This is a genomic window from Marivita sp., assembly GCF_020055675.1.
Classification (GTDB): domain Bacteria; phylum Pseudomonadota; class Alphaproteobacteria; order Rhodobacterales; family Rhodobacteraceae; genus Marivita.
The window spans coordinates 122,252-147,455 of sequence record NZ_JAIPUS010000006.1 but is presented as its reverse complement, the minus strand read 5'-3'; the positions used below and the strand labels follow the sequence as shown (position 1 = coordinate 147,455).

Sequence of the window (25,204 nt, the reverse complement as noted above, 5' to 3'; positions counted from 1 at the left end):
CTGCTGCGCCGCCATCCCGATGCAGTGCAGCGAGGTCGAACAGGCCGAGGTGATGGAGAAGTTCATCCCCTTGATGCGGAACGCCGTGGACAGGTTGGCCGACACGGTCGAGGACATGCACTTGGGCACCGCGAAGGGGCCGATGCGCTTGGGGCTGCCCTTTTCCAGCACGGTCTGGTGGGCCGCCAGCATCGCGCTGGTCGAGGGCCCGCCCGACCCCGCGACGAGGCCGGTGCGCGGGTTGACGATGTCATCCTCTTCCAGGCCGGCATCGGCGATGGCCTGGCTCATGGCGATATGGGCATAGGCGGCACCGGGCCCCATGAAACGCAGCGTGCGCTTGTCCACATGCTCGGAGATGTCGAGGTCGATACGCCCAAGGTCGAGTGCCGTTTCGCCAGGAAGGTAGTCGTCCTGAGGGGCGCCAAACTGAATTTCCTGTTCTGAAAGGGTGATGGCGCCCCGTTCGTCCTCAACGCTAAACCGCAAGACAACCGTATCGCCGCGGGAGCCGGTCGACCCGGTGATCGAGATATCGCCGTTCGCCAAAAGCTCACCGGCAATAATATCGTTGTCGAAGCTGAATTGCAGCGCTTCGAACGTCTCAAGGCTGCCGTCCTCGAAATTGGTCAGAACGTTCCCGATGACTTCGGGTCCGGTGAAGGTATAGTCCAGAATTGGATCCGGGAGGCCCTCGGGGGCGGAGTTGATCACCGCATTGAACGTGATGTCGATGTTCACCCTCTGAGTGTCGCCGTTTACCGGATCACCGAGGACATTTGTAATTGCGGGACGATCGGATGGGACGATCCAGTCAACGAACCCCGTGACCCGGAGTTCCACGCCTTCGTCATCCTCGACCAGATCATCTTCCAGAGCGGCAAACCTGATGACCTGAGGAGATCCGAACTCATAGGAAACCGTGAAATCCTCGTCGACCGACGCTCTGTCAGTGGTTGTCGTGACAGTCAGATCAATTTGTCTGATGAGGTCTTCAGGTTCCCCGGTGCCCGGGAAGGGCAAGGAAATGCCGTCCGGAATCAGCGTGTCTATCGACAAAGTTATGTCGTCGCCTTCGTTGAGCACTTCGTTGAGAGTCAGGGTCTGTTCGATCGGGGTCGGCGTAAGGTCAAAGTACTCAAGCGTGTAGGTGCCGCCAAGGCCAGAAGACTGAGAGTCTCCTTCGGCGACCGCGAAATAATAGGTCCCTGTATAAGGTGCCGTGAAAAGCGCTCGGCTGTTCAGGCCGGTCCCACTATTGTCGTCTCCGCTTCCTGAAAATAGCTCTGCCTCGTTATCGGAAACGCCATAGACGCCAACGAAACGTGGGTCCGCCAGCGTGCGGTCGTCTTCTGTGTCGGCGCCTCTCAGTTGAATCTCGTATTCGCGGCCTTGCTCCAAGTTTGCTTCGAACCAATCGACATCCGGGCCGCCGTTAACGCTGGAAAATTCGTCAGCGGAGTATATTCCGCCGGTTGCTGGAACTCCGGGAACCACAGAGCCATAATTTCCGTCGGGATCGAGGAAATCGTCAAAATCGGGATCTTCTTCCATGGTATATCCATTTTTTTGATCATGGCACCCGCCAACACAGCAGTGAGCCATTGCAATTATATTTTCGCTGCTGGAGCGCAGGACACTTAAATACCGTCATGAACGTGACCGTCCTGCGTATCTTTGGGGCAAGAGCGGTTTGATGATCAATTATCGTGGCGACATTGAGCCGTATTAAACGGAGTCGAGTCAAGCTTGGCCTGCCGCGAATGTTTATTGGCAGTCTAGCTTTCCCATGCGTCGTTAACGTCCTCCTGAAAGATCAGGGTTCTGGCTGAACCATCCAGGGTTTCGCGAAGAAGTGAGTGAAATCCACGTCCATGTTGCGTATGATAAAGTCCAAGCCCACCGCAATCAGCGAAAGCATATCTGACATGAGCTGCATCGTCCGTCTGTTCGTCCTGCCTTTCCTGCTGCTGGCATCGTCCTTCACTTTGGCACTCGCCAGCCCGGATCGCGTTGCTCTTGTCATTGGTCTGGGTGAATATGAGTCGATCCCGACGCTGACCAACACGCGCAACGATGCCGAGGGTCTGGCGGAAACGCTCACGGAGATCGGGTTCGACGTGACGCGGGGGATCGACCTGAGCCTCGCCGAGTTGCGACAGGTGATGGATGATTTCTCGTTTCGCGCAGAAACGGCAGATCTCGCCCTGATCTACTTCGCGGGTCACGGGATCGAGGTGCAGGGAGAGAACTTCCTGATCCCGGTCGATGCGCAACCCACCTCCAATATCGAGGTGCAGCAGCAATCCGTGTCGCTCAAGGAGATGCTGCAAGTGGTCGAGAAAGCGCGCGTCATGCGGATCGTGATCCTCGACAGCTGCCGCGACAATCCCTTGGGCGGTCAGATCGATACCGATGCCGTGGCCCAATCGGAACTGCAATCGACCGATCAGGCGACGCGGGGTGTCGGGGGGCTGGCCCCGGCCAACCCGGACCGGGGCACGCTTGTCGCGTTCGCGGCCAAGGACGGGCAGGTCGCTTTGGACGGGACGCAAGGCAACAGCCCCTATGCCCGCGCACTGATGGAAAAGATGGCAAAGCCGGGCCTCGAGATCAGCCTCATGTTCCGGCAGGTGCGCGACGCGGTGCTTCGGGAAACCCGCAATCTGCAGGAACCCTATACCTATGGTTCGCTCACCGGGAAGCCATTCTACCTGTCCGGGGCACCGGATGGCGAAACCGATCTGGCGACCGAAGAACCGTCGAAAACCTGGTCGCAACTGCGCCCTGACCAGGAGTCGCAGCTGTTGGCCTTGGCCAATCTTGGCGATACGCGATCCATGCTTGGCTTGGCCTATATCCGCCTGAACCCGGAGGATACGAGGTTCGATCCCGAACAGGCTGTCAGCTTTCTTGAGCAGGCGGTCGAGCGCGGGTCGCCCGAGGCGCAGATGGAACTGGCCAAGCTCTACGAGCAGGGGATTGGCGTCGAGATCGACGAAGCGCGCGCATTGGAACTGTACCGGGCGGCTGCCGATCAGGGCTTTGCGGATGCGCTCAACGACCTGGGTTTTCTGCACTACCAGGGTGGATTGGGTCTGCGCGCAAATCCGGACAAGGCGCTGGAGTTGTTTGAGCGCGCCGCGGACCTGCGACATCCGGAGGCGCAGTTCAATTTCGCGGCGCTGATCGACGACGGGTTGATCCCCGACAAGGGACCAGAAGACGCCGCGTCCTACCTCTATGCGGCTTTGCGAAGCGGCAGCCAGGACGTGTTGAACCTCCTGCTTGAGCGACCGACGATGTTCGCCGAAGAAACCCGTCGCGAGCTACAGGCGCAATTGCAGGCCTACGAGTTCTACACCGGGGCGATTGATGGTGACATCGGACCCGGCACCAAGCGCGGTATCCGGGCGGCCTACGGGCTGGAGTGATCGATCACCCCGAGCGGAGGAGCACCTTGTTCGAGCCGACCGCAGCGGCGATGCGCTGGTAATGGATCGATCGTGCGGCATCCGAGCTGGCGGACCTCAGAAGCACCGTTTCCGCTTCCTCGACGATGGCGCTGGCCTGCCGGTTGAGCTCCGGGACGCTCTGCGCCTGAACAGCGCGCATCGGTGGTGTCTGGACTTGCCCGCTGGGCGTGTCAGTCCGGGCCCGAAGCGCGGGTTTGCTGCGATCAAGATTGCTGCGCGCCAGATTGTCGAGCCTGCGTGCCGTGTCCAAAAGCACGTCACGCGAGTCCGCGTAATCCCCATTCGCCGGGATATCGTTGGCCAGTTGACGGTATGTGGTTGCGAAACATGCGATTCGGTACTCATCCCCCATGAATTCGCAGATGCGCTGGATCTGGTTCAATCGGGTCACGATCTGCGTGGTTTGCGCTTCCGACGCTTCCACGGGTGGGCCGGTTCGCGCGACACGCGGGTTGTCGTTGCCGCCGGGTTCGGATTCCGACCCGCCGATTTCTTCCCCCCCGACCTGTGCATAACGCGGGTAGATGATTTCGATCTGAGCGAGCGAGGAGGCCGGCGGACCGCTGGCCGCCGGGTCAGGGGTGGTTGCCAGGACAGGCGTGGTGACCAGCCCGAAAACAACAGGCAGACCGACAAAACGAGAAACGGTTTTCTTTGAAATCATGGCTCTGCTGCCTTTCTTTCGTCTTGAAACGAGTATGTGAATTCATTTTTTTGCGGTGCGTCGTCCCCATGCGGCGGTTTTCCGCATGTGGACGCCATCGTTTATGCGCTGACGGTAAGGCGGCTGCGGGCGCAAAGCAAGTTCGGCCAATCGCAGTTATCGTGTTTCCGCGGATCACTCGACCGAGGTCGAGATAAAGAAATACACCCATTCGCCTTTGAAATCCGGATCGTTGACGCGGGCCTCTGCGACCTTTTCCCGTAACCAGCCCAGATAAGCAGCCGCCGGCTCCACCAATGGACGGACCCCATCATAAAGAGGTGTCGATGCAGCAAAGGCGACCGCGATTTCCTGTCCGAACGGCGGGCCGATCTTGATGTAGAGCCCGGGTTCTCCCGGTTCCAGGACATGATCCGAACCGATCTGAAGCTCCGATTTGGCCTCGGTCTTTTCGAGGGGAGTGTATTGGTTGGGGCTTAAGTGAAGCACGTTGCCATCGGCGTCGAAGTAATCGACATAGACATAGGCGTCATAATCCGCGCCCTGTAGTGCCATCACCAACGGGCTTCCTGCAGTATAGCGAAACTCGCGCGCGTGGGTGTCTTCGCCCAGCAGCAAGGGGTTGGTGATCTGATCGGTGGATTGGGGCAACCCGACGCTGGCGATGCCGGACAAGGCGCCGCATTGCGGGCGGGGCAGGATGAGGAGGCCTTCGCGCACGGGGATGTCTTGTCCCATCTGCGCCTGCATGGCCGACACGACGGTATCACGCAGTTCCGGGTCCGGCACGTGGCCCGAGACGAGCAGGCTGTTATCGTCGGGATCGTACTGCACCTGCAAACGTGAACAGGGGATGGCGCTCAGTGTTGCCTTGATGCCGTCGCGGACCCCGGCTGCCGACCTGCTCAGGTCGTCGGGTTCCTTGAAGCTCTGGAAGGCGGCGAGCGAAACCGGATCGACGCGGCCATCGTCCGGGTCCGGAAAAGCCAGGTTCGCCCTGGCGCGATCTGCCGGTGGCACAATCGCTGGTGCGCGTGGCGCGTCAAACCTTTGTCGCGCGACCGCCAGCGCGCGCGGTGGCGCTTCGGCGGCCGTCTCGCGATCAAGCTGTGGTTGATCAAGGATTTCGCTTTCTATAGCGCCCGGTTCGGGCCGCATCGTTGCGGGCTGGACCGTGGCGGCGGGGATTGACGAAAGTGCGTCCTCACCGGTCAGGGCAAGACCGGCAACCGGCGCCGGTGCAAGCGTATTGCTCGACGGGGATGCCGCGGCGATCTGCTGGCTTGGAGGCCGGGCCGTGACCGCTGTCGTCTGGGACACAGGCTGCGATCGGGCGACATGGAGGGGTGTCAATGGGCGCGATGCCACCGCGTCGCCTGTGGGGGTCGCTGATGGTGCCAGCGCGGTTTGCGTGATGGACTGTGCGGCGATGTCGGCTCCGGGGTCGGCAACGCTCTGCACGTCGGTTGCATCCGCCAGATCGGCGCGCAGTTTGCGGCCACGTGGTGTCGCGATGTCGGCTGCCGCTGTATCCGGTGTCATCGGGGCTGCTTGGGATGTCGCGATGCGGCCCTGGCTCACGTTGGAACCAGACGTGTCGCCAGAGGCTGCCTGATCGGACTCTGACCGTGTTTCGCGCGCCTCGCTGCGCTGCACCCGGTAGGCGGAAAGCTGCATTTCCGTCTCGGGAAGGGCCTGATCCGGAACGTTCCCCGGCCGCGTCGCCAGATACAAACCGTAGGCGCTTGCGGCGTGAAGCCCGGCGGATATGGCGAGCGCACCAATCCATATCAGGGCCGGATGCGTCATGGAGACGGAGGGGCGGTTTCGGGTGTGACGACAAGAACCACATCGCGTGCGCCCAGCGTTTCGATGCGGCCGACAAGCGGCAGGACATGGCGCAGTTCGGCGTGTCGATGCGCATTGATGCGCACGAGTGTCCCGGGGCTCCCGGCCAGTCGGTCCGACAGGATTTCCATCAACATGCCGCTTTCGATCCGAGCGCCGTCAATGGCAAGCGCCCCGGTCTCGGCCACCGACAGGGTGATGCCGCCGGACGGCATGGTCGCGCCGGTTGTCGCGGTTGGCGGGCTGACCTCGAACGGCGCCGTGGCGTCCATGCGACCAATCAGCATGAAGAACACCAGCAGGAAAAACACCACGTCGATCAGGGCGACGATGGTTTCCGGGGGCTGGCGTGCAGGCGGTCGCGACAGCTTCATTCCGTTGCCTCCAACCGGATCACGCGCAGGTTGGTGACTCCGGCCCTCGTGGCAATATCCATCACCGCCACCAGGGCCTGCATGTCGGCCGCACCTGTCGGAAGCACCATGACCCGGAGATCGGGCGCGCTTTGCAGCCTTTGGACCAACAGCGCGTCCAGTTGCCGGGCTTCCAAGCTTTGTCCCTGCATGGTTGGCACGCCATCTGCCCCAACCCGGATCAACATCGTGCGGGCCGAGGTCTCGACGCCGCTGGCGGGCGTGTCCGAGGCGTCATCCACGTGATCCACGGCCGGGATCATGTCGAGGTTCAGGTAGGTGGAGGTGACCATGAAAAAGACCAGCAGAATGAGCATCACGTCGATCATCGGCACCAACGAGATCAGCGCGCGCGGCGGTGTCGGGCGCTTGAGAACGGTTGTCGCGGGGTCATGCATGTTGGCACACCTACCTGGACGGCTGATCCGCAATCAGCATGAGTTGCGCGATGGCGCCTTCGATCACCTGTGCCCCGCGTTCGGCACGTGCCGAAAGCAGCGTGGCGCCAACTGCGGCGGGAATGGCCACCAACAGACCTGCGGCGGTTGTCAACAGCGCCTGCCAGATGCCGCCGGCCAGGAGCGAGGCATTCGCGGCTCCTTCGGCCAGTTCGAGTTCCTGAAACGACTGGATCATCCCGAGCACCGTTCCCAAGAGCCCGAGAAGCGGCGAAATCATCGCGATCAATTCCAGCAGCCGGATATGACGCGACATTTGCGCAAACTCCTCGTTTCCCCGACGTGTGAGCTCGGTCATCAATGCAGCGCCGGATCGCCCTTCACCGAGGGACTTGATCGCAAACGCCAACACCCGGTTGGCGGGTGTCTGACCATGCGTCGCCTTGGCTTGGGCTTCTGACAGGTTCCCAGACTCGAAACTGTTCAGGGCCGCTTCCCGGGTGTCGGATTTCGATGTCACCGACCACAGTTGTGCGATCTTGTAGACGATCAGGGCCAGCGAAAACACGGACAGACCACCCAGCAGCAAGATGATCGGCGCGCCGGTGCCAAGGTCTGCAAATCCTGCAAACATATCATTTCACCAGTTGGGCGTCGGTTTTGCTGCCAAGTTCGAGGAATTCGAAACAGTCGACCGCGTCTTCGTTCTGCGGTTTGCAGGCGGGCATGTCATGCAAGACGATTTCCGAAATGTCGGCGCAGTCGATGTCCGGGATCGCAAAAAGTTTCAGCGTTGTCCGTTCGACGGGTAGGGGGGCCGCGTCGATCGACAAAAGCCGGTCGATGACCCCACCGGAGTCGAGGATCGCAAGGCTCATCTCGAAACCTTCGAAACTTTTCCCGGTGTCGTTTCTAAACAGGAAATACGCCTGGCACCCGCCGGTTTCGCTGGTTTCGAACTTGTTCAGCTCGACTGACAGATTGCCAGACTGGGCACTGGCACCAGCCGCCACCAAGATACATGCGATGGCAGTCAGCCAGGGTGAGGTATTGATCATGTAGACCTCCGGGTCTGTGGCCTGATCCGCGTCGGGCCTTGAAAAATGTCTGCCGCAAAAGCGCTTGGTCCAAGAAATACGCGTGCACGCGATTAACAATTATATCCCGGTTTCGGCTGTCCATCCTGTCCCGCCGAACTTTGCAAGGATACCCGGAAGGAAACGCGAAGTCACCGGATCGGTCAAGTGCAGGCGCCTGTGATTGCTCGACGCGTCTTGCGGGTGCCGGTTCGTTTTGTGGCGACCCACGAGGTCGGTCCAGGGCTGATCCCCGACGTCCTGGTGCTTTATGGAAGAAGAAGCCGGTGTCGGCACACGTCGTCTTGTGAATACAGAAAAAACATATTCAAAGATCTCAGAAATTTACGTTGGGTCACAAGTTACACTGGATTTTTTGCAAAGACTTGGTACCGTTTCGATAGTTCTATTGCTCGATTTGTGTGTCATACGATTTTTATCTTTTTTTTCAAAGGTTGCTGCTTTGTCCGACCTCCTAAAATCACATGGTGACGGTGCGCCCAGCGGCGACAACCTCGAATATGATCCCGATTTCATCGCGATGGAACTGGCGGGTCAGCCCGAGGAAGAACGGCAAGCCGGTGAGGAAATTGTTGCGGCCAAGGATCCCGACTACAAGGATCTCGCAAAGAAGGCCCGGGCCGTTCTCGAGCGGACGCATGACATCAGGGCAGCTGTGTATCTTGCGCAGAGCGAAATCCGGCTGACCGGACTTGTCGGTTTCGCGGAAATGACGCGTTATATTCGCGGATGCCTCGAGCAGTATTGGGAAACCTGCCATCCGCAGCTCGACGAGGAAGATGACATGGATCCGATGATGCGGATCAATGCCGTCACCGGACTTGGCGGGCGCGCCACGATCATTCGCGGGTTGAGGACCTCGGCCCGATTGACCAACAGTCGCGCGCTTGGAAGCCTCACCTTGAAAGATATCGAGATTGCCACGGGCGATGTCGAGGCTGCGGACGACGAAAAACGGATGTCGAAAAACGAGATCGATGCCGCGTTTGCCGACACCGATGACCAAGAACTCAAAACCTATTACGAAGCGACTGCGGAGGCTCTAGAGAATGTCAGGGCAATCGACGCCGTCTTTCTCGAAAAGACCCCGGGGTTCGGGCCGTCGCTGGACGATTTGCAGAAAGTTCTGGAGAGCATTTCGAAGGTCCTTTCGAAATACGTGGATGTCGAAACTTCCGAAGGTGCGCCAAAAGAAGACGCCGCTGATGCCGCCCCGGCTGCAAGGGCCCCGATGCAACGCGGCGGTGGGGAGCCAGGCCAGATTGAAACGCGTGCCGATGTGAAGGCGGCGTTGGATCGGATAATCACTTACTATGCACAGCATGAGCCATCGAGCCCGTTGCCGATCATTCTCAGGCGCGCGCACCGGCTCGTTGGAGCGGACTTTCTGGATATCATCAACGACCTGGCCCCGTTGGGGGCCGAGAACGTCAAGCTGGTCGCCGGCGTGGAGGAAAGCGACGCGCAGGCGGAAGGATCAAGCGAATGGTAGCGCGCATCTCCGAATGGCCGGCACGCGTGCGTCAATGGAATAAAATCGGTCAACAGACGAGGAAATAATATGTCCAGTTCTCAGAAGTTCATTGCACGTAACAGGGCGCCGAGGGTGCAGATCGAATACGACGTCGAATTGTACGGCTCGGAAAAGAAGGTGCAGCTGCCATTCGTGATGGGCGTAATGTCTGACCTGGCAGGCAAATCCGAAGTCGAGCAGCCCAATGTCGCGGATCGGAAGTTTCTCGAGATCGACGTTGACAACTTTGATGACCGCATGAAGGCCATGAAGCCGCGTGTGGCGTTTTCGGTCCCGAATACACTGACCGGTGAAGGCAATCTCTCGGTCGATGTCTCGTTCGAGAGCATGGATGATTTTTCGCCGGGGGCCATCGCTGCCAAGGTCGAGCCGCTTCGCAAGCTGATGGAAGCGCGCAACGAACTGTCCAATCTCATGACCTACATGGACGGAAAACCCGGCGCGGAAGACCTTCTTGCCAAGACATTGAATGACCCGGCCCTTTTGACGTCGCTTGCGGCACAAGCCGCCCCGGGCGACGCAGATGACGCCGCAAAGGACGAGGGATAAGCCATGGCCGAACAAGCTACAGAAGCGCAAGTCTCGGAAACGACAGCGGACGCATCGGAGTCCGACTTCGCCAGCCTGCTTCAGAAGGAATTCAAACCGCGGACGGAAAACGCAAAGAACGCAGTCGAGTCGGCGGTGCATACCCTTGCGCAGCAGGCGCTTGAGAACTCGAAGCTGATTTCGGAGGACGTCCTTCTCTCGCTCGAAGCCATGGTTGCCGAGATTGACCGCAAATTGTCCGAACAGGTCAACCTGATCATTCATCACGAGGAGTATCAGCAGTTGGAAAGCGCTTGGCGCGGGCTGCATTTTCTCGTGAACAACACCGAAACCGACGAGATGCTGAAGATAAGGGTGCTCAATGTCTCGAAAAAGGATTTGCACAAGACCGTTCGCAAATTCAAGGGAACGGCGTGGGATCAATCACCGATCTTCAAGAAGCTCTACGGCGAGGAATATGACCAGATCGGGGGGGAGCCTTATGGCTGCCTTGTCGGGGACTACTACTTCGATCACACCCCGCCAGACGTGGAACTTCTTGGCGAAATGGCCAAAATCGGTGCGGCAGCGCACGCGCCATTCCTAGCCGCAGCTGCTCCATCGCTGATGAATTTCGAAAACTGGAGCGAGTTGGCGAACCCGCGCGATCTCACAAAGATATTCCAGACGCCGGAATATGCCGGTTGGCGCAGTCTGAGAGAGAGCGAGGACAGCAAGTATATCGGGCTTGCCATGCCGAAGTTTCTGGGGCGCCAAGCCTACGGGGCAAAGACCAACCCGGTTGAGGAATTCGCCTTTGAAGAAGATGTGGGCGATGGGGACTCGAGCAAATTCTCCTGGGTTAACGCGGCCTACGGGATGGCTTTCAACGTCAACCGATCCTTCAAGGAATACGGTTGGTGCAGTCGCATCCGCGGCGTCGAATCCGGTGGGACGATCGAAGGACTCCCGACGCATACATTCCCCACGGATGACGGTGGTGTCGACATGAAATGCCCAACCGAAGTCACGATTGGCGACCGGCGGGAAGCTGAGCTCGCCAAAGCGGGCCTGATGCCTCTTTTGCACCGCAAGAATACGGATGTTGCATCCTTCATTGGTGCGCAATCTCTGCACAGCCCGGCCGTCTACGAGGATCCGGATGCGACAGCCAACGCAAAGCTTGGTGCACGCCTCCCCTACCTTTTCGCGACCTGCCGGTTCGCGCATTATCTGAAGTGCATGGTGCGCGACAAGATCGGGTCTTTCAAGGAACGGGAGGACATGGAGCGTTGGTTGAATAACTGGATCCTGCAATATGTGGATGGCAGCCCGGAGTCTTCATCGGAAACCACGAAGGCAAGAAAGCCGCTCGCATCTGCGGAAGTCCAGGTACAAGCCGACCCCGAAAACCCCGGGTATTACAAGTCGCAATTCTTCTTGCGCCCCCATTATCAACTTGAAGGGCTCTCGGTTTCGCTTCGGTTGGTGTCCAAGCTGCCCTCGGAAAAGGATTAATCCCCGGTTCTGCCTTGCGGATGCGGGACAATTTGAAACTGACCAGTGCGGTGACAGCCGCCGAATTTTTGAAAGGAAAGAGCTATGCAAATCGACTGCTTTCTGAAGCTGGAAGCCATACCGGGCGAGTCAAAGGACAAGAATCACACGGATTGGATTGATGTCCTGTCGTGGACTTGGGGACTCCAGCAATTCGGCACGATGCATGCGCAAGGCGGCGGCGGTGGCGGCAAAGCCAGCTTCAACGATCTGACAGTGAGTGCCCCCATCGACAAGAGTGCGCCGGTCCTGATGCAGAAATGCGCAAAAGGGACTCACATTCCGACGGCGACCCTTATCAACCGAAAGGCCGGCGACTCGCCGTTGGAGTACATGAAAATCGAAATGAAGGATGTCATGGTCACATCCGTGTCGACCGGCGGAGCTCCCGGATCGCCAGAACAGACATTCGACTACACCATCAATTTCGCAGAAGTCAAAGTGTCTTACCAGGAACAGGACAAGAATGGCGCGGCCAAGGGCGGCACGGTCGATTTCGCCTGGAGCATCGAGCAGAACAACGAAGTCTAGGAACGCGATCTGCAAGACTGAAAGCTGCCGCGTTGCCCATTGGCGGCGCGGTCCTACTGAAAAGGAGTTCGCCTGTGCAGAATGCCGCTACAGACCTACTGAAAGCTGGAGATCTGTCCGGTGCATTGGCGAGCTTGCAAGACAGCGTCCGGGCCAACCCGGACGATGCAAAACTGCGCACCTTCCTGTTCCAGCTGCTTTGCGTCATGGGCGATTGGAAACGGGCGGTCACACAGCTCAAGCTCTGTGCCCAACTCGATGCGGCAGCACTGCCGATGGCACAGACCTATCGCGAGGCAATTATCTGCGAGGTGTTTCGGGAAAAGGTCTTTTCCGGCGAAAAGGATGCCCTGATCTTCGGAGAGCCGCAGGATTGGGTCGCCCTCATGGGCCAAAGCCTCAAGGCCCTGGCAGGGGGCAAAGCGGACAAGGCCGCGGAGCTCCGCGAGAAGGCGTTCGACCTGGCTCCGATGACCTCGGGCACGCTTGACGAAAAGGATTTCGACTGGATCGCGGATGCGGACATGCGGCTCGGGCCGGTTCTGGAAATCATCATCAACGGGAAATATTTCTGGATGCCGTTCAACGTGCTCGCCAGCCTCCGGATCGAACCGCCGCAAGATCTGCGCGACGCGGTCTGGACCGCCGCGAACCTGACACTTCTAAACGGGGGCGAATTGGTCGGGCTCATTCCGACGCGCTACGCGGGCACAGCCGAGCGTGGCAGCGACGCCATGAAGCTGTCGCGTGTCACCGAATGGCAAAATCTGGGCAACGACACATTCGCTGGACTAGGCCAGCGGTTGTTGACGACGGATCAAGCCGAGATATCCCTAATGGACACCCGCAATTTCCAGTTTGCTCCGGTCAATGCGGACGCCGCAGGCGAGGTCGGCGTTGATGGCTGACCGGACACTGACAGAGCGGCTGCAGCCGTCCATCCTCGATCGCCTGACCGACGATGACCCCAAGACCGAAACCGAGAACGTCAACAATCGGGTGATTGATATCCGGCGGTTGCGAGAGATCATCCAGCGTGACCTGTCCTGGCTTTTGAATACCGGAAATCTCGATTCCGAAATCGATCCCGATCAATTTCCGAACGTGCGCCGGTCGGTCGTCAACTACGGTGTACCGGATTCGACTGGAGATTATTCGACGCGGGCGCGCGCTTCGGATGTGCGCGACGCGATACGTGCGGCGATCGAACTGTTCGAACCCAGGATCCTTGATGGGTCTCTGACCGTCATCAGCCGGTCAGAAGATGTCGGTCGGGAATCCCTGATTGCCTTCGATATCATGGCCGACATGTGGGCCGAACCGGTTCCGGCCGAGCTTTACCTGCGCACCCAGTTCGATACGACGACGGGCCATATCACGCTTGAGTACGGGGGATAGACCATTTTGGATACCCGACTGCTGAAGCATTATGAAACGGAACTGGCCTTTCTCCGCGAGATGGGGGCCGAATTCGCCCAAAGCTACCCAAAGATCGCGGCGCGGCTCGGGATGGACGGACTCGAGATCCTTGACCCCTATGTCGAGCGGCTTCTGGAAGGCACGGCCTTTCTGACGGCGCGGGTTCAGCTTGAATTGGAGCTTCAATACCCAGCCTTCACCAGTCATCTGCTCGATGTTGTTTTCCCGCATTTCCTGGCTCCGACCCCGTCGATGATGATTGCCGAATTGACGCCGGACATGGAAAACGCCGATGTGGCTGACGGGTTCACCTTGCCGCGCCAGACGGTTCTGAGATCAAAGCCCGTTCCCGGCGCGCAGAAAAGCTGCCAATTCAGGACGGCGCATGACCTGGAGCTTTGGCCTGTCACCGTATCCGAGGCAGAGTATATCGATGGCCGCGGTGCCTTGGTGGCGGCAGGTGTCGCCAAGGATCCATCGGCGCGGGCGGCGGTGCGGCTGCGCCTTACGCGGCATGGCGGTGCGCCGATCAAGGATCTTCCCCTGGACAAGCTGACGGTCTTTCTGGGCGCCCAGGTAAGCGCAAGCTGGACCATGTTCGAAATGCTCTGCGCCAAGCCGGCGACGGTTGTCGCGCGGTCGGTCGATCGCCGCGATGAATGGTCGATGCCGCTCAAGGATCCGGTGCGACCAAGAGGCCTTGCCCCGGAAGAAGCATTGTTGCCGACGCCGCGCCCCTCGTTCGACGGGTATCGCCTCTTGCAGGAATACTTCGCGATGCCCGAGCGCAATCTTTTCGTCGAGATGTCGGGCCTGCGCGCGCCCTTGTCGCGTGCGACCGGAGATAGCGTCGATCTGTATGTCCTGTTGCGCGACAACCGGTCAGACATCGCACCCAACGTGACGCCAGAGGCTTTCAAGCTGCATTGCGTTCCGGCCATCAATCTTTTCGCCAAGCGCTGCGACAGGGTGCCGATCACGCATAGAGTGACCGAACATCATGTTGTCGCAGATCGCACGGCGCCCAAGGATTTCGAGATTTTCGCGATCACGAAGGTCAGCGGAATTCGCAAGGAAGGCCAGGACGACCTTCCCTTGAAGGCCTTCTACTCGTCCGACGAATTTACCGCTGCGGGAGGGGGCGGTGCGGCATATTACACGCACAAGCGCCATTTGCGGCAGCGCAGCGAGGGCGAGGCCTTGCGCGGCATGCGCACCAATTACCTGGGATCGGAAAGCTATTTGTCGATCGTCGATGCCAATCAGGCGCCGTATCCCGATGATCTGAGCCAACTGGCGGTCGAGGCCATGGTGACGAACCGCGATCTTCCGATGTTGCTGCCAACAGGTGTCGACAACGTGTTCCATCTGCCGGATGGCGGACCGGTTTCGAAGATCCGCACGCTGATCGGGCCGACCAAACCGCGCACCTGTATGGCGCAGGGCGAGGCGGCGTGGCGCGCGGTCAGTCACCTGAGTCTGAATTACCTGTCGATTGCAGACGAAACGGACGCTCCGGGCGGAGGGGCGGCGGCCTTGCGCGAATTGGTTGGCCTTTATACGCCAGTTGGGGACAACGCGCTGGAGCGGCAACTAGAGGGAATTGTCGCGGTCACGACACGCCCCATCGTGCGGCGCATTCACGATGGCGTCCTGTCCACGGCCGTGCGCGGGCTGGAGATTTCCATCGAGTTCGACGAGAGCCTGTTCGAAGGCAGCTCGATATTCACGCTGGGCTCTGTGCTTGAACGCTTCTTTCGCAAGTATTCGACGATAAACAGTTTCACGGAAACAACTCTGAAAACGCAACAACGTGGAGAGATTGCACGATGGTCACCGGCACTGGGGGTGAATCGCGTGATCTGACCCATTTTGAACGGTTGGTCCGCGATCCAAAATCCCATCATATCTTTTTCGCGATGCGCGTCCTCGAGGCGCATTTCGATCAAAGCCCCCGTCTTGGAACGGCCCGACGTCCGGGGCAGGAAAAGGTGCGTTTCGGTCAGGAACCGGACCTTGCCTTCCCCAAGTCCACGGTAACCGGATTCGAACACCAAACCGCGGATGCTCCGGCCAAACTGACGAACCTGTTCTTCGGTCTCTTCGGTCCGCACGGACCATTGCCGCTTCACCTGACGGAATACGCGCGCAGCCGGAAGATCAATCATCACGACCCGACCTTCATTGCCTTTGCCGATATGCTGACGCATCGCGTGACGAGCTTGCTGTATCGCGCCTGGATGAGAGGTGAACCGGCGGCGGCCTTCGACCGTGGTGAAAAAACGGAAACCGAGATGAAGATCGGCGCGCTTGCCGGGTATTTCGGGACGCATTTGCGCGACAGGGACGCCATGCCGGATCTTGCAAAGCTGCAATATGCAGGTGTTCTGTCGGCAGCTCCCAAGAACGGGGAGGGCCTTATTGCCTTGCTTGGCGGTTTTTTCGCGGCGCCCGTGACCCTGGAGGAATTCGTCGGTGACTGGCTGAACCTCGAACCGGATGACCGTTGGCAGCTCGGAGGGGTATCCGGGCTGGGGTTTGCAACATGCGTCGGGGACCGGGTTTGGTCCAGTTCGTCCAAATTCAGGCTTCGTGTCGGCCCGCTGTCATTGGAAGACTACCAGCGGTTCCTGCCGGGTACCCCGGCTTTGAGAAGATTGCGGGCGATCGTTCGAAATTACGTTGGCGACCACCTCGATTGGGATCTGAACCTAATGCTTGTTGGAAAAGATGTGCCACAGGCGCAGCTTGGACAAAGCACACAACTGGGGCTGACAAGCTGGATCGGTTCCGAGGATCACCCCGACGAGGTGGCGGACCTGTTCCTGACACCATTGACCGATACTGCATTTGAAGACGGCCTCGCGGCCTAGGAAAAACCTTGTCGCACGTGAGCGAAGGAGATCGAAATGACCGAGATAAGCCGTGTCGCCCTGTTCGGGAAGCTCAACAAGGTTGGGTATCAGGCAATCGAAGGCGCCACGGTGTTCTGCAAGATGCGGGGCAATCCCTATGTCGAAATTGTCCACTGGCTGGCGCAGCTCGTCCAACTGGACAATTCCGACATTCAAAGGATCATTCAACATTACGAGATCGACCCGGCCAAGCTTTCGGCGGACATGACCCGCGCGCTCGATGCGCTGCCGCGCGGCGCAAGCTCGATCTCGGATCTCAGTTCCCATCTTCAGAATGCGATGGAGCGGGCCTGGGTCTATGGATCGCTGCTCTACAATTCCAATCAGGTGCGGACCGGCCACTTGATTCTCGGCATGCTCAAGTCCCCGGAGCTCCGGGCGATCCTGATGAATATCTCCGAGCAGTTTTCGAAGATCGGCGCTGACGATCTGTCCGATAATTTTGCCAAGGTGGTCGATGGGTCCTCCGAGGACAGCCTGCGCCCGCAGGACGGGTCGCAAACCGGCGGTGGGGCTGTGCCCGGCGAAGCGTCGGGCGCGGTGGCTCCCGGGGCGATGGGCAAGCAAGAGGCGTTGTCGCAATACTGCACCGACCTCACGGAACAGGCCCATAATAGTGAAATCGACCCTATCGTCGGCCGGGACGAAGAGATCCGGCAGATCGTCGATGTTCTCATGCGCCGGCGCCAGAACAATCCGATCCTGACCGGAGAAGCCGGGGTCGGGAAAACCGCTGTCGTCGAAGGCTTTGCGCTTCGGATCGCGCGCGGCGATGTCCCGCCGGCACTGCGGGAAACCCGTCTTTTGGCGCTTGACGTCGGACTGCTCCAGGCGGGGGCATCGATGAAGGGGGAGTTTGAAAACCGGCTCCGCCAGGTCATCGACGAGGTGCAGGCATCGACGGTTCCGATCGTCATGTTCGTTGATGAAACGCACACGCTTGTCGGTGCCGGTGGCGCTGCCGGAACCGGGGACGCGGCCAACCTGCTGAAACCGGCGCTGGCGCGTGGGACACTGAGAACCATAGGCGCGACGACCTGGGCCGAGTACAAGAAGCACATTGAGAAAGACCCGGCGCTGACGCGGCGTTTCCAGGTGGTGCAGGTCGATGAGCCCAGCATACCCAAGGCCGTGATGATGATGCGTGGCATCGCGTCGATGCTCGAAAATCACCACAAGGTGCAGGTGCTTGACGAAGGCATTGAAGCAGCCGTCACGTTATCGGCACGCTATATCCCGGCCCGCCAATTGCCCGACAAATCAGTTAGCGTGCTCGACACCGCCTGCGCCCGTGTCGCTGTCAGCCAGCATGCTGTTCCGGCCGAGGTGGATGACAGTCGCAAACGGATCGATGCGCTGACGACCGAACTGGACATCATCGGGCGCGATGAGACCGCGGGCATGGATGTCGATGACCGTCGTGCAGCGATCACCGCGCTCAAGCAAGAGGAAGAGGCGCGGCTCGAAGAGCTCGACAATCGCTGGCAAGCCGAGAAGACGGTTGTCACCGACATTCTGGATCTGCGCGCAAAGCTGCGCGAGGGTGGCGCGCCCGTCGACAGCCCCGAGGCGGGCGGCGAAGAGGCGGCACAAGCAAGCCCGATGACGGCACAAGAGCGCGCCGACCTGCTGAGTCAACTCAAGGTCAAGAATGCGGAACTGACCGAGTTGCAGGGGGAAAATCCTCTGATCCTGCCCATCGTGGACGAACAGGCGGTCGCCAGCGTGGTCGGCGACTGGACGGGTATTCCCGTCGGCCGGATGATGAGCGACGAGTTGCAGACAGTCCTGAACCTGAAGGACCACCTTGCCAAGCGGGTGATCGGTCAGGACCACGCGATGGAGATGATCGCCAAGCGCATCCAGACCAGCCGCGCCGCGCTGGACAACCCGAACAAACCCATCGGTGTGTTCCTGCTGGCCGGCACAAGCGGGGTCGGCAAGACGGAAACGGCGCTGGCGCTCGCCGAGGTACTGTACGGCGGTGAACAGAACGTGATCACGATCAACATGTCCGAATACCAGGAGGCGCATACCGTCAGCAGCCTGAAAGGCGCGCCGCCCGGCTATGTCGGCTATGGTGAAGGGGGTGTTCTGACCGAGGCGGTCCGGCGCAAGCCCTATTCCGTCGTTCTTCTTGACGAGGTGGAAAAGGCGCATCCGGACGTCCACGAGGTGTTTTTCCAGGTCTTCGACAAGGGCGTCATGGAAGATGGTGAAGGCCGTGTGATCGACTTCAAGAACACGCTGATCCTTCTGACGTCGAATGCCGGGTCTGACTTGATCATGGATATGTGTTCGGACCCCGACCTGATGCCTGAACCCGAAGGCATTGCCAAAGCGCTTCGCGACCCGCTTCTCAAGATCTTCCCGGCGGCCCTACTGGGGCGCCTCGTGACCATTCCCTATTATCCGCTGAGCTCCGAGATGATCGGGGAAATCACGCGACTGCAGCTTGATCGGATCAAGGCGCGTGTGAACGACGCGCATGGCGTACCGTTCGAATATTCCGACGCTGTGGTCGAAACGATCGTGTCACGCTGCCAGGAACTCGAATCCGGTGGCCGAATGATTGACGCCATCGTCACCAACACGATGTTACCGGATATTTCGTCAGAATTCCTCAAGCGCATGATGGAAGGGAAAACCGTCAGTAAGGTGGCGATAGACGTGTCCGATGGAGACTTCACCTATGAGTTTGACTGAAACCAAACGACCGCAGAGCCACGAGCGGGCAGAACTGAATTTCGGTTGGAAACTTTTATTGACTTACTCTCAAAGTAATCTGAAGGAACGGCAGACATGCTGAAGAATCTCGATCCTTCGAAATTCCCTTTGCGGCTCGAGGGTGGATGCGAGCACAAGAAGCTTCTGCCAATAGCCGCGCGCGTGCATGAGCGTATCAGCGAAATCCCGACAATTGAGGTTCACTTTTTCTGTGCAAACAAGAAACTGGATCTCGAAAGCATCGTCGGGAAAAAGATGCATCTCGTTTGCGAAAGCGAAGACAAGGCAGCTCAACGATGGTTTCGCGGGACCTGTATATCAGCCGAATTCATGGCTGATCGGATTGACGGTGGACAGTTCCGCGCCATCATCCGGCCCTGGCTCTGGTTTCTCACGCGGCGCACGGACCTGCGAATCTTTCAGGGGCTCTCCGTTGTCGATATTATTCAATCGGTTATTGGCAAATATGGCCTAAACGCTGACCTGGACCTCAAGCTCTCGCATACGTATCCTTCGCGGGACTACTGCGTGCAATATCGCGAGACCGATCTCGATTTTCTGCATCGGTTGATGGAGGAAGAGGGGATATATTATTATTTCGATCATTCAAAATGGACCGAGAAACTTGTCCTGATCGATGATTGCGGCAAACATGAAGCGATTGCAGAGCCTTCGTCGCTTGAATATCGCGAATATTCGATGAAGTCCAACCTTGAGACCTCGATGCCCTATGTCATGCAGTGGAGTGCTGCGGAAACGGTTCGAAGCGCGAAGGTTGTTCTGAACGATTACAATTTCAAAAAGCCGCATGCCGATCTAACCTCCGCAAGCGAGAATGTCCAGGCAGGATCCCGGAAAGACGTGTATGAACGCTATGACTATCCGGGGCATTTTCGTGACTCCGGAATCGGGGATTATTTCGCACGCGTCCGAATGGACGCGGAATCGGTCACTCACCATCTGGTCTCCGGTATTTCGGATGCGATCAATCTTGCCGTTGGTTATACTTTCTCGATTTCCAAACTTCCTCGGGAAAAGGATCCGAAAGATGTGATGTTGATCGAGTGTGAACACAAACTGGTCCAGATCGACATGTTTGGCAGAGCCGACTTCACTGAAAGCGCGGATATGGCCAAAGATATCGATTTCAGTTTGAATCCGGATGAACCGCACGAGGTTAAATTCCGCGTTGTCGACTCCAGGATACAGTACCGCGCGCCATTGAAAACCGCCTGGCCAAAAGTAGGCGGCATCCACACTGCGGTGGTGACGGGTCCGGAAGGAGAAGAAATTTACACGGATCAATATGGGCGTATCAGGGTGCAGTTCCACTGGGACAGGGACGGCCAGAACGACGATAGGTCGACTTGCTGGGTGCGCACAATGATGCCCTGGACCGGCAAGAACTGGGGGGCCATCGCGATTCCGCGCATCGGACAGGAGGTCGTGATCAGTTTCGAGGAGGGTGATCCGGACCGGCCCATTTGCATCGGTATGCTGTATAACGACAAAAACAGGCCTCCGTATGACTTGCCCGCAGACAAGACCCAGTCAGGCATCAAGACGAACAGCTCGAAAGAAGGTGGGGGGTTCAACGAGCTGATGTTCGAGGACAAGAAGGGCGAAGAGCTTGTCCGCGTTCAGGCCGAGAAGGACTTCGAGCATATCGTCAACAACGACCAGACCGAGACGACGTTCAAGCACAAGAAGCAGACGGTCGGGGAAAGCTACAACCTGCAGATCGGCAACAAGACCGCGCATTCCGACATGATGTCGAGCGCGTCCAAACTGATTTCGCAGCTGCGGTTCGGGGCCAGCCCGTCCTTGGCTGGTGCGCTGAAAATGGCCTATGATGGCCTGATGAGCGCGGCGGCGGACAACAAGTTCAACGAGACGATCGAAGGCGCCCACGGGCATGTTGTCACCCTGGACCACAGCCAGTTTATCGGGGCCAAGCATGATCACAACGTGTTGGGAAAGTTCGCGCAGACCATCGGGTTGGCCCATGATCACCTGGTGGGTGTCGATTACACGCAGGAAATCAAGCGCAACCACAAGCAGACAGTGGACGACGATTACATCCAGACGATCAAGGGCAAAAACACCAAGACCGTGACCAAGGACATGACCACCAAGGTCGAGCAGGGCGATATCACGATCGAGGCCAAGCTGGGCCAGATCGATATTTCGGCGATGAAGAAGATCGTCCTGAAGGTGGGAAGCAGCTCGATCGAGCTTTCGCCCTCTGGCATCGCAATCGAGGGGCCGATGATCCAGATCAAAGGCTACACCATGACAGAAGTGAAGGGTGGTGGATCGCTGATCCTCAAGGGCGGCTTAACCATGATCAATTGAGGACGCACGCGGTATGGAATTCCGGTTCGATGACCTAAAGAAGATAGCGGACGAGCCTGCGGCGCGGATGCTTGCCATGGGTAATGCGAAGCTCCGGTCGCAGCCCGCGCTTCCGGCCAGCGCCTCGGTTCCGCAGATGCTTCAGGCATTGCAGGAAGACGGAGAGTTTCTGGATATGCTGCATATGCTGGCTGTCGCGCTGCCGCCGCGAGAGGCGGTTTGGTGGAGCTGTCTGGCCGCACGCGACCTGGTCGGGCATGACAGCCATCAGCCGCCGGTACCGCTGGCCGCGGCTGAGCGCTGGGTGTTCAAGCCCGATGCCGAGAACCGCGAGGCCGCGCGCCAGGCGATGGAACTGGCCGATATCGACGACGATACCGTGTATTGTGCGATGGCGGCCGCCTATGCCGAGGGGAGTTTGGGCGAGGGCGAACTTGCCAACGCGGGGGCGCCGCACAATGCGGTTTCGGCATCGGTGTTGTGCATGAACATGAAATCGCTTGCCGACACGGCCGACACTTTCGAGCATCACCTCGAGATGCTGATCGCCCGCGCGCTGGATATCGGGCGCGGTGGCAATGGAAAGCGCCATGACAAGCAAGAGGGTGTCTAGATGCCGGGAATGCCACAAGCCAGAATGCTGGATCTTCATACATGCTTTACGCCCGGTCCGCCGCCGGCCCCGCCCGTGCCGGTTCCGGTGCCGCTCCCGATCATTCCGCCGTGTTGCGCGACCGTGCTTGTCGGTAAACTTCCGGCGGCGCGGATGACGGACTTGTGCAACCCGGCCTTTCCGCATCCGATCTTGAAGGGGTCGATGTCGGTCTTGATCAGCAAGATACCCGCAGCCCGGGTAGGAGACACTGTTGCCTGCGGCGGCGTGATCTTGAAAGGTGAATTCACCGTGCTTGTAGGAGGCTGACCGCGCGTGATGACGGTGACTTTAAGGTTCCAATCATCGGGCATGGTGCCGGGCGACGGTCGTCCGGTTCCGATGAAGGGCGGCAGCCTGACCGTCGGCCGGGGACCGGGAAACGATCTGGTTCTCCCGGACCCGGACCGGATGCTGTCGAAAAACCATTTTGTGATCGAGGACCACAACGGGAAGATCGTGATCGTCGATTTCTCCACCAATGGAACGTTCCTGAATTATTCCAAGGCGCCGCTCGGCCGGACACCGACGACACTGAACAATGGCGATGTGTTATCGGCCGGCGGGTACGAGCTGGTCATCGAGATTGGACAGGAACTGCCGGATATCGATGATCTGGCACCGCCGCCGCCAAACCAGAGCGGCATTTCCCACGGGAGGGCCGATCAGTCGCCCGATCCTCTGGCGATGCTGGATGATCCGAACCCGGATGGCGATTTTCTGGATGACCTGCTTGGCTCTGAAGGGGGACCTACCGGTCCCAAAAACGTCGAGGCCTCTGATCCGATAGACGATCTTCTGCCACCGCTCGGTGAAGACGAAGACGAGTTCTTCAAGCAACCGAAAGACGGCCGCGAGGGGGAAGGTGCATCCGTTCCGATGCACAACCCGTCGGTGACGGACAGCTATACACCATCGGCCAGACTTATCCCCGACGACTGGGACGACTTGCTTGAACCCGATGACGCCGAAAGCGGGGCGCCCCCGCCCGGCGACATGCCCGAGATACCGGATGTACCGGCAGCGCCCGCTGCGGTCGACCGCGAAAACAGGTCCCAAGACTCGGAACCCGCACCGCCGCCCGCAGCGGTAAAAGGAGCCGAGCAGACCGAGCTTCCCGCACAGGGCGGCGACCAGTCGGCGGCACGGGCGTTCATCGCGGCGCTCGATGCTGAAGATCTTGTCATCGAGGATGCCGATTTGGAACGCGCGATGGCGCGTATGGGCCGTGTGCTGCGCATGATGATCGTGGGCCTGCGCGAGGTTCTGATGACCCGCACCTCGATCAAATCGGAATTTCGCATTGACCAGACAATGATCAGTTCGGGCGGAAACAACCCGCTCAAGTTCGCGCTGAGCGAGGATGATGCGGTAATCGCCTTGGTGAAACCCAAGGCAAAAGGCTACCTGAGTCCTGAATCGGCAGTCGAACAGGCGCTCGATGACATCAAGGCACATGAAATCGCCATGGTCACCGGTATGGAGGCGGCGATCAAAGGAGTGCTCGCCAAGCTTGATCCGCAGGTCTTGTCGGGTCAGATTGAGACATCCACCGCGATTGGAAGTATGTTTAAAGGAAAAAAGGCCCGATACTGGGAAGTATACGAAAAGATGTATGCCCAGATATCCGATCAGGCCGAAAATGATTTTCACGAGCTGTTCAGCCGAGAGTTCGCTCGGGCGTACAAGGAGCAACTCGAAAAACTAAAATAAGCGTGGCTTTGCACGCAGAATGACGGGGGAACTTGAGTGTCCTGGGACAACAAAGTGCTTTGGACGGAAGGGCTGTTTCTACAGCCCCACCATTTTCAGCAGGCTGACCGCTACACCGAAGCGCTGGTTGCGGGGCTGGCACGCCGTGTCATCCCCTACGCATGGGGTTTCAGCGAGCTTGAGATCGATGAAGAAGCGCTCAAGATCGGGAAATTCGCGGTGAAATCCTGTGCCGGGCTGACCCAGGATGGAACGGTCTTCCGCGTCCCGCAGGCAGAGGATCATCCGCCGTCATTGGACGTACCCGAAAACATCAAGGACTGCGTGGTTGTCCTGACGATCCCGCAGCGACGCCAGGGCGCGACCGAGGTCGACCTGAGCGATAGCGGCAATTCGGCCAGTCGCTTGCGCCCGTCGGAGATCGAGATCACGGATGTGATGGGGGCGGTCAGGAAGGGCGTGACCATCGGTGTTGGCAAGCTGCGCCTGCAATTCGCGCTCGAGGTCGATGATCTTGCGGACATGCTGGCAATCCCGATCGCACGCATCATCGAGGTGCGCCCCGACAGGGAAATTCTTCTTGATCGCGCCTTCATTCCAAGTTGTGTCGACATTCGGGCGGCGCCGAGCCTGGCCGGGTTCGTCAGCGAACTGGAGGGACTTTTGTCTCACAGGATGCAGGCGCTTGCGGGTCGCCTGTCCGAAAGCGGGCCTGCCAAGGGCGCGGCGGATATCTCGGATTTCCTTCTGCTCATGACCGTCAACCGGGCGCTGCCGATCTTTCGCCATTTCGCGAACATCGAGAATGTTCACCCCGAAACCGTCTATCGGGCCTGTGTCACGCTGGTGGGCGAACTTGCGTCTTTCATGGCCGAAAACAAGGAAGTTCCCAAGCTTCCGCCTTATACGCACGCCGACCAGCCGGCGACCTTTCTTCCGGTCATGCGCGTATTGCGCCAATACCTGAGCGCGGTGCTTGAACAATCTGCGGTGCACATCAACCTGGAAGAACGCAAGTACGGGATCAGTGTCGGTCTCATCGCGGATCGCAAGCTGCTTTCGACCGCGGGTTTCGTGCTGGCCGTGAAAGCCGATATGCCGGCGGAAGACATAAGACGACATTTTGCGGGCCAGTCCAAGATCGGACCCGTTGAAGAGATACGCCAACTTGTGAATTCGGCCCTGCCGGGCATTACCCTGAGGCCCTTGCCTGTCGCGCCAAGACAGGTCCCTTATCAGGCAGGAAAAGTGTATTTTGAACTCGACGCCGACAGTCCGTACTGGGGCAAGATGACAACATCCGGTGGCATCGCCGTGCATGTGTCAGGACAATACCCGGGACTTGACATGGAGCTGTGGGCGATACGGAATAGCTAG

The 25,204-nt window shown here is 58.9% G+C and carries 22 protein-coding genes; 15 read left to right on the top strand and 7 right to left on the bottom strand.

Going from position 1 to position 25,204, the window contains the following annotated elements; translation table 11 throughout:
• Nucleotides 1–534 (bottom strand): beta-ketoacyl synthase N-terminal-like domain-containing protein (locus LCF59_RS06600; protein WP_292286661.1); only part of this gene is annotated, 534 nt, incomplete at its 3' end.
• A 1,394-nt stretch (nucleotides 535–1,928) separates the two neighbouring features.
• Between LCF59_RS06600 and LCF59_RS06595 the strand changes: the two genes are divergently transcribed.
• On the top strand, nucleotides 1,929–3,434 hold the full coding sequence (locus tag LCF59_RS06595) for a caspase family protein (protein ID WP_292286655.1): 1,506 nt from the start codon (nucleotides 1,929–1,931) through the stop codon (nucleotides 3,432–3,434).
• 4 nt (nucleotides 3,435–3,438) lie between these two features.
• On the opposite strand, the gene LCF59_RS06590 is transcribed toward LCF59_RS06595, so the two are convergent.
• From LCF59_RS06590 to LCF59_RS06565, 6 genes are all read right to left on the bottom strand, one after another.
• Nucleotides 3,439–4,140 carry a hypothetical protein gene (locus LCF59_RS06590; protein ID WP_292286654.1) on the bottom strand — a complete coding sequence of 234 codons (702 nt, stop codon included), beginning with the start codon at nucleotides 4,138–4,140 and terminating at the stop codon, nucleotides 3,439–3,441.
• Nucleotides 4,141–4,314: 174 nt separating this feature from the next.
• A complete protein-coding gene (locus LCF59_RS06585; protein WP_292286653.1) occupies nucleotides 4,315–5,817 on the bottom strand; it encodes a DUF4384 domain-containing protein in 1,503 nt (500 codons plus the stop codon).
• Nucleotides 5,818–5,945: 128 nt separating this feature from the next.
• Nucleotides 5,946–6,362 (bottom strand): biopolymer transporter ExbD, encoded by a 417-nt coding sequence (locus LCF59_RS06580; RefSeq protein WP_292286652.1) that lies wholly within the window; start codon nucleotides 6,360–6,362, stop codon nucleotides 5,946–5,948.
• On the bottom strand, nucleotides 6,359–6,799 hold the full coding sequence (locus tag LCF59_RS06575) for a biopolymer transporter ExbD (RefSeq protein ID WP_292286651.1): 441 nt from the start codon (nucleotides 6,797–6,799) through the stop codon (nucleotides 6,359–6,361). Before LCF59_RS06575 ends, LCF59_RS06580 begins: the two co-directional genes overlap by 4 nt.
• Before the next feature lie 10 nt (nucleotides 6,800–6,809).
• Complete coding sequence (locus LCF59_RS06570; RefSeq protein WP_292286650.1) at nucleotides 6,810–7,433, bottom strand: MotA/TolQ/ExbB proton channel family protein; 624 nt, start codon at nucleotides 7,431–7,433, stop codon at nucleotides 6,810–6,812.
• Between the two features lies 1 nt (nucleotide 7,434).
• Nucleotides 7,435–7,857, bottom strand: coding sequence for a hypothetical protein (locus LCF59_RS06565; RefSeq protein ID WP_292286649.1), 423 nt, complete (start codon nucleotides 7,855–7,857; stop codon nucleotides 7,435–7,437).
• Between the two features lie 481 nt (nucleotides 7,858–8,338).
• Here LCF59_RS06565 and tssA point away from each other — a divergent pair, with 481 nt between their 5' ends.
• From tssA to tssK, 14 genes are all read left to right on the top strand, one after another.
• On the top strand, nucleotides 8,339–9,388 hold the full coding sequence (gene tssA / locus LCF59_RS06560) for a type VI secretion system protein TssA (protein ID WP_292286648.1): 1,050 nt from the start codon (nucleotides 8,339–8,341) through the stop codon (nucleotides 9,386–9,388).
• Between the two features lie 69 nt (nucleotides 9,389–9,457).
• Nucleotides 9,458–9,979, top strand: a complete 522-nt coding sequence (gene tssB, locus LCF59_RS06555; protein WP_292286647.1) for a type VI secretion system contractile sheath small subunit — start codon at nucleotides 9,458–9,460, stop codon at nucleotides 9,977–9,979.
• Between the two features lie 3 nt (nucleotides 9,980–9,982).
• Complete coding sequence (gene tssC, locus LCF59_RS06550) at nucleotides 9,983–11,476, top strand: type VI secretion system contractile sheath large subunit (RefSeq protein WP_292286646.1); 1,494 nt, start codon at nucleotides 9,983–9,985, stop codon at nucleotides 11,474–11,476.
• 84 nt (nucleotides 11,477–11,560) lie between these two features.
• A complete protein-coding gene (locus tag LCF59_RS06545; RefSeq protein WP_292286645.1) occupies nucleotides 11,561–12,046 on the top strand; it encodes a type VI secretion system tube protein Hcp in 486 nt (161 codons plus the stop codon).
• A gap of 74 nt (nucleotides 12,047–12,120) precedes the next feature.
• Nucleotides 12,121–12,954 (top strand): type VI secretion system accessory protein TagJ, encoded by an 834-nt coding sequence (locus LCF59_RS06540; protein ID WP_292286644.1) that lies wholly within the window; start codon nucleotides 12,121–12,123, stop codon nucleotides 12,952–12,954.
• Complete coding sequence (gene tssE, locus LCF59_RS06535) at nucleotides 12,947–13,444, top strand: type VI secretion system baseplate subunit TssE (RefSeq protein WP_292286643.1); 498 nt, start codon at nucleotides 12,947–12,949, stop codon at nucleotides 13,442–13,444. Before LCF59_RS06540 ends, tssE begins: the two co-directional genes overlap by 8 nt.
• A 6-nt stretch (nucleotides 13,445–13,450) precedes the next feature.
• The gene (tssF, locus tag LCF59_RS06530; protein WP_292286642.1) at nucleotides 13,451–15,331 is read left to right on the top strand and encodes a type VI secretion system baseplate subunit TssF; all 1,881 of its coding nucleotides are present in this window, start codon (nucleotides 13,451–13,453) and stop codon (nucleotides 15,329–15,331) included.
• Complete coding sequence (gene tssG, locus LCF59_RS06525) at nucleotides 15,295–16,338, top strand: type VI secretion system baseplate subunit TssG (protein WP_292286641.1); 1,044 nt, start codon at nucleotides 15,295–15,297, stop codon at nucleotides 16,336–16,338. Before tssF ends, tssG begins: the two co-directional genes overlap by 37 nt.
• Nucleotides 16,339–16,374: 36 nt before the next feature.
• Nucleotides 16,375–19,086 (top strand): type VI secretion system ATPase TssH, encoded by a 2,712-nt coding sequence (tssH, locus tag LCF59_RS06520; RefSeq protein WP_292286640.1) that lies wholly within the window; start codon nucleotides 16,375–16,377, stop codon nucleotides 19,084–19,086.
• 96 nt (nucleotides 19,087–19,182) lie between these two features.
• A complete protein-coding gene (locus tag LCF59_RS06515) occupies nucleotides 19,183–21,462 on the top strand; it encodes a type VI secretion system Vgr family protein (protein ID WP_292286639.1) in 2,280 nt (759 codons plus the stop codon).
• Between the two features lie 13 nt (nucleotides 21,463–21,475).
• Nucleotides 21,476–22,075: a hypothetical protein gene (locus LCF59_RS06510; protein WP_292286638.1), complete on the top strand. Its 600-nt coding sequence runs from the start codon at nucleotides 21,476–21,478 to the stop codon at nucleotides 22,073–22,075.
• Nucleotides 22,076–22,384 (top strand): PAAR domain-containing protein, encoded by a 309-nt coding sequence (locus LCF59_RS06505; protein WP_367273356.1) that lies wholly within the window; start codon nucleotides 22,076–22,078, stop codon nucleotides 22,382–22,384.
• Between the two features lie 9 nt (nucleotides 22,385–22,393).
• On the top strand, nucleotides 22,394–23,827 hold the full coding sequence (gene tagH, locus LCF59_RS06500; RefSeq protein ID WP_292286637.1) for a type VI secretion system-associated FHA domain protein TagH: 1,434 nt from the start codon (nucleotides 22,394–22,396) through the stop codon (nucleotides 23,825–23,827).
• Nucleotides 23,828–23,863: 36 nt separating this feature from the next.
• Nucleotides 23,864–25,204, top strand: coding sequence for a type VI secretion system baseplate subunit TssK (tssK, locus tag LCF59_RS06495; protein WP_292286636.1), 1,341 nt, complete (start codon nucleotides 23,864–23,866; stop codon nucleotides 25,202–25,204).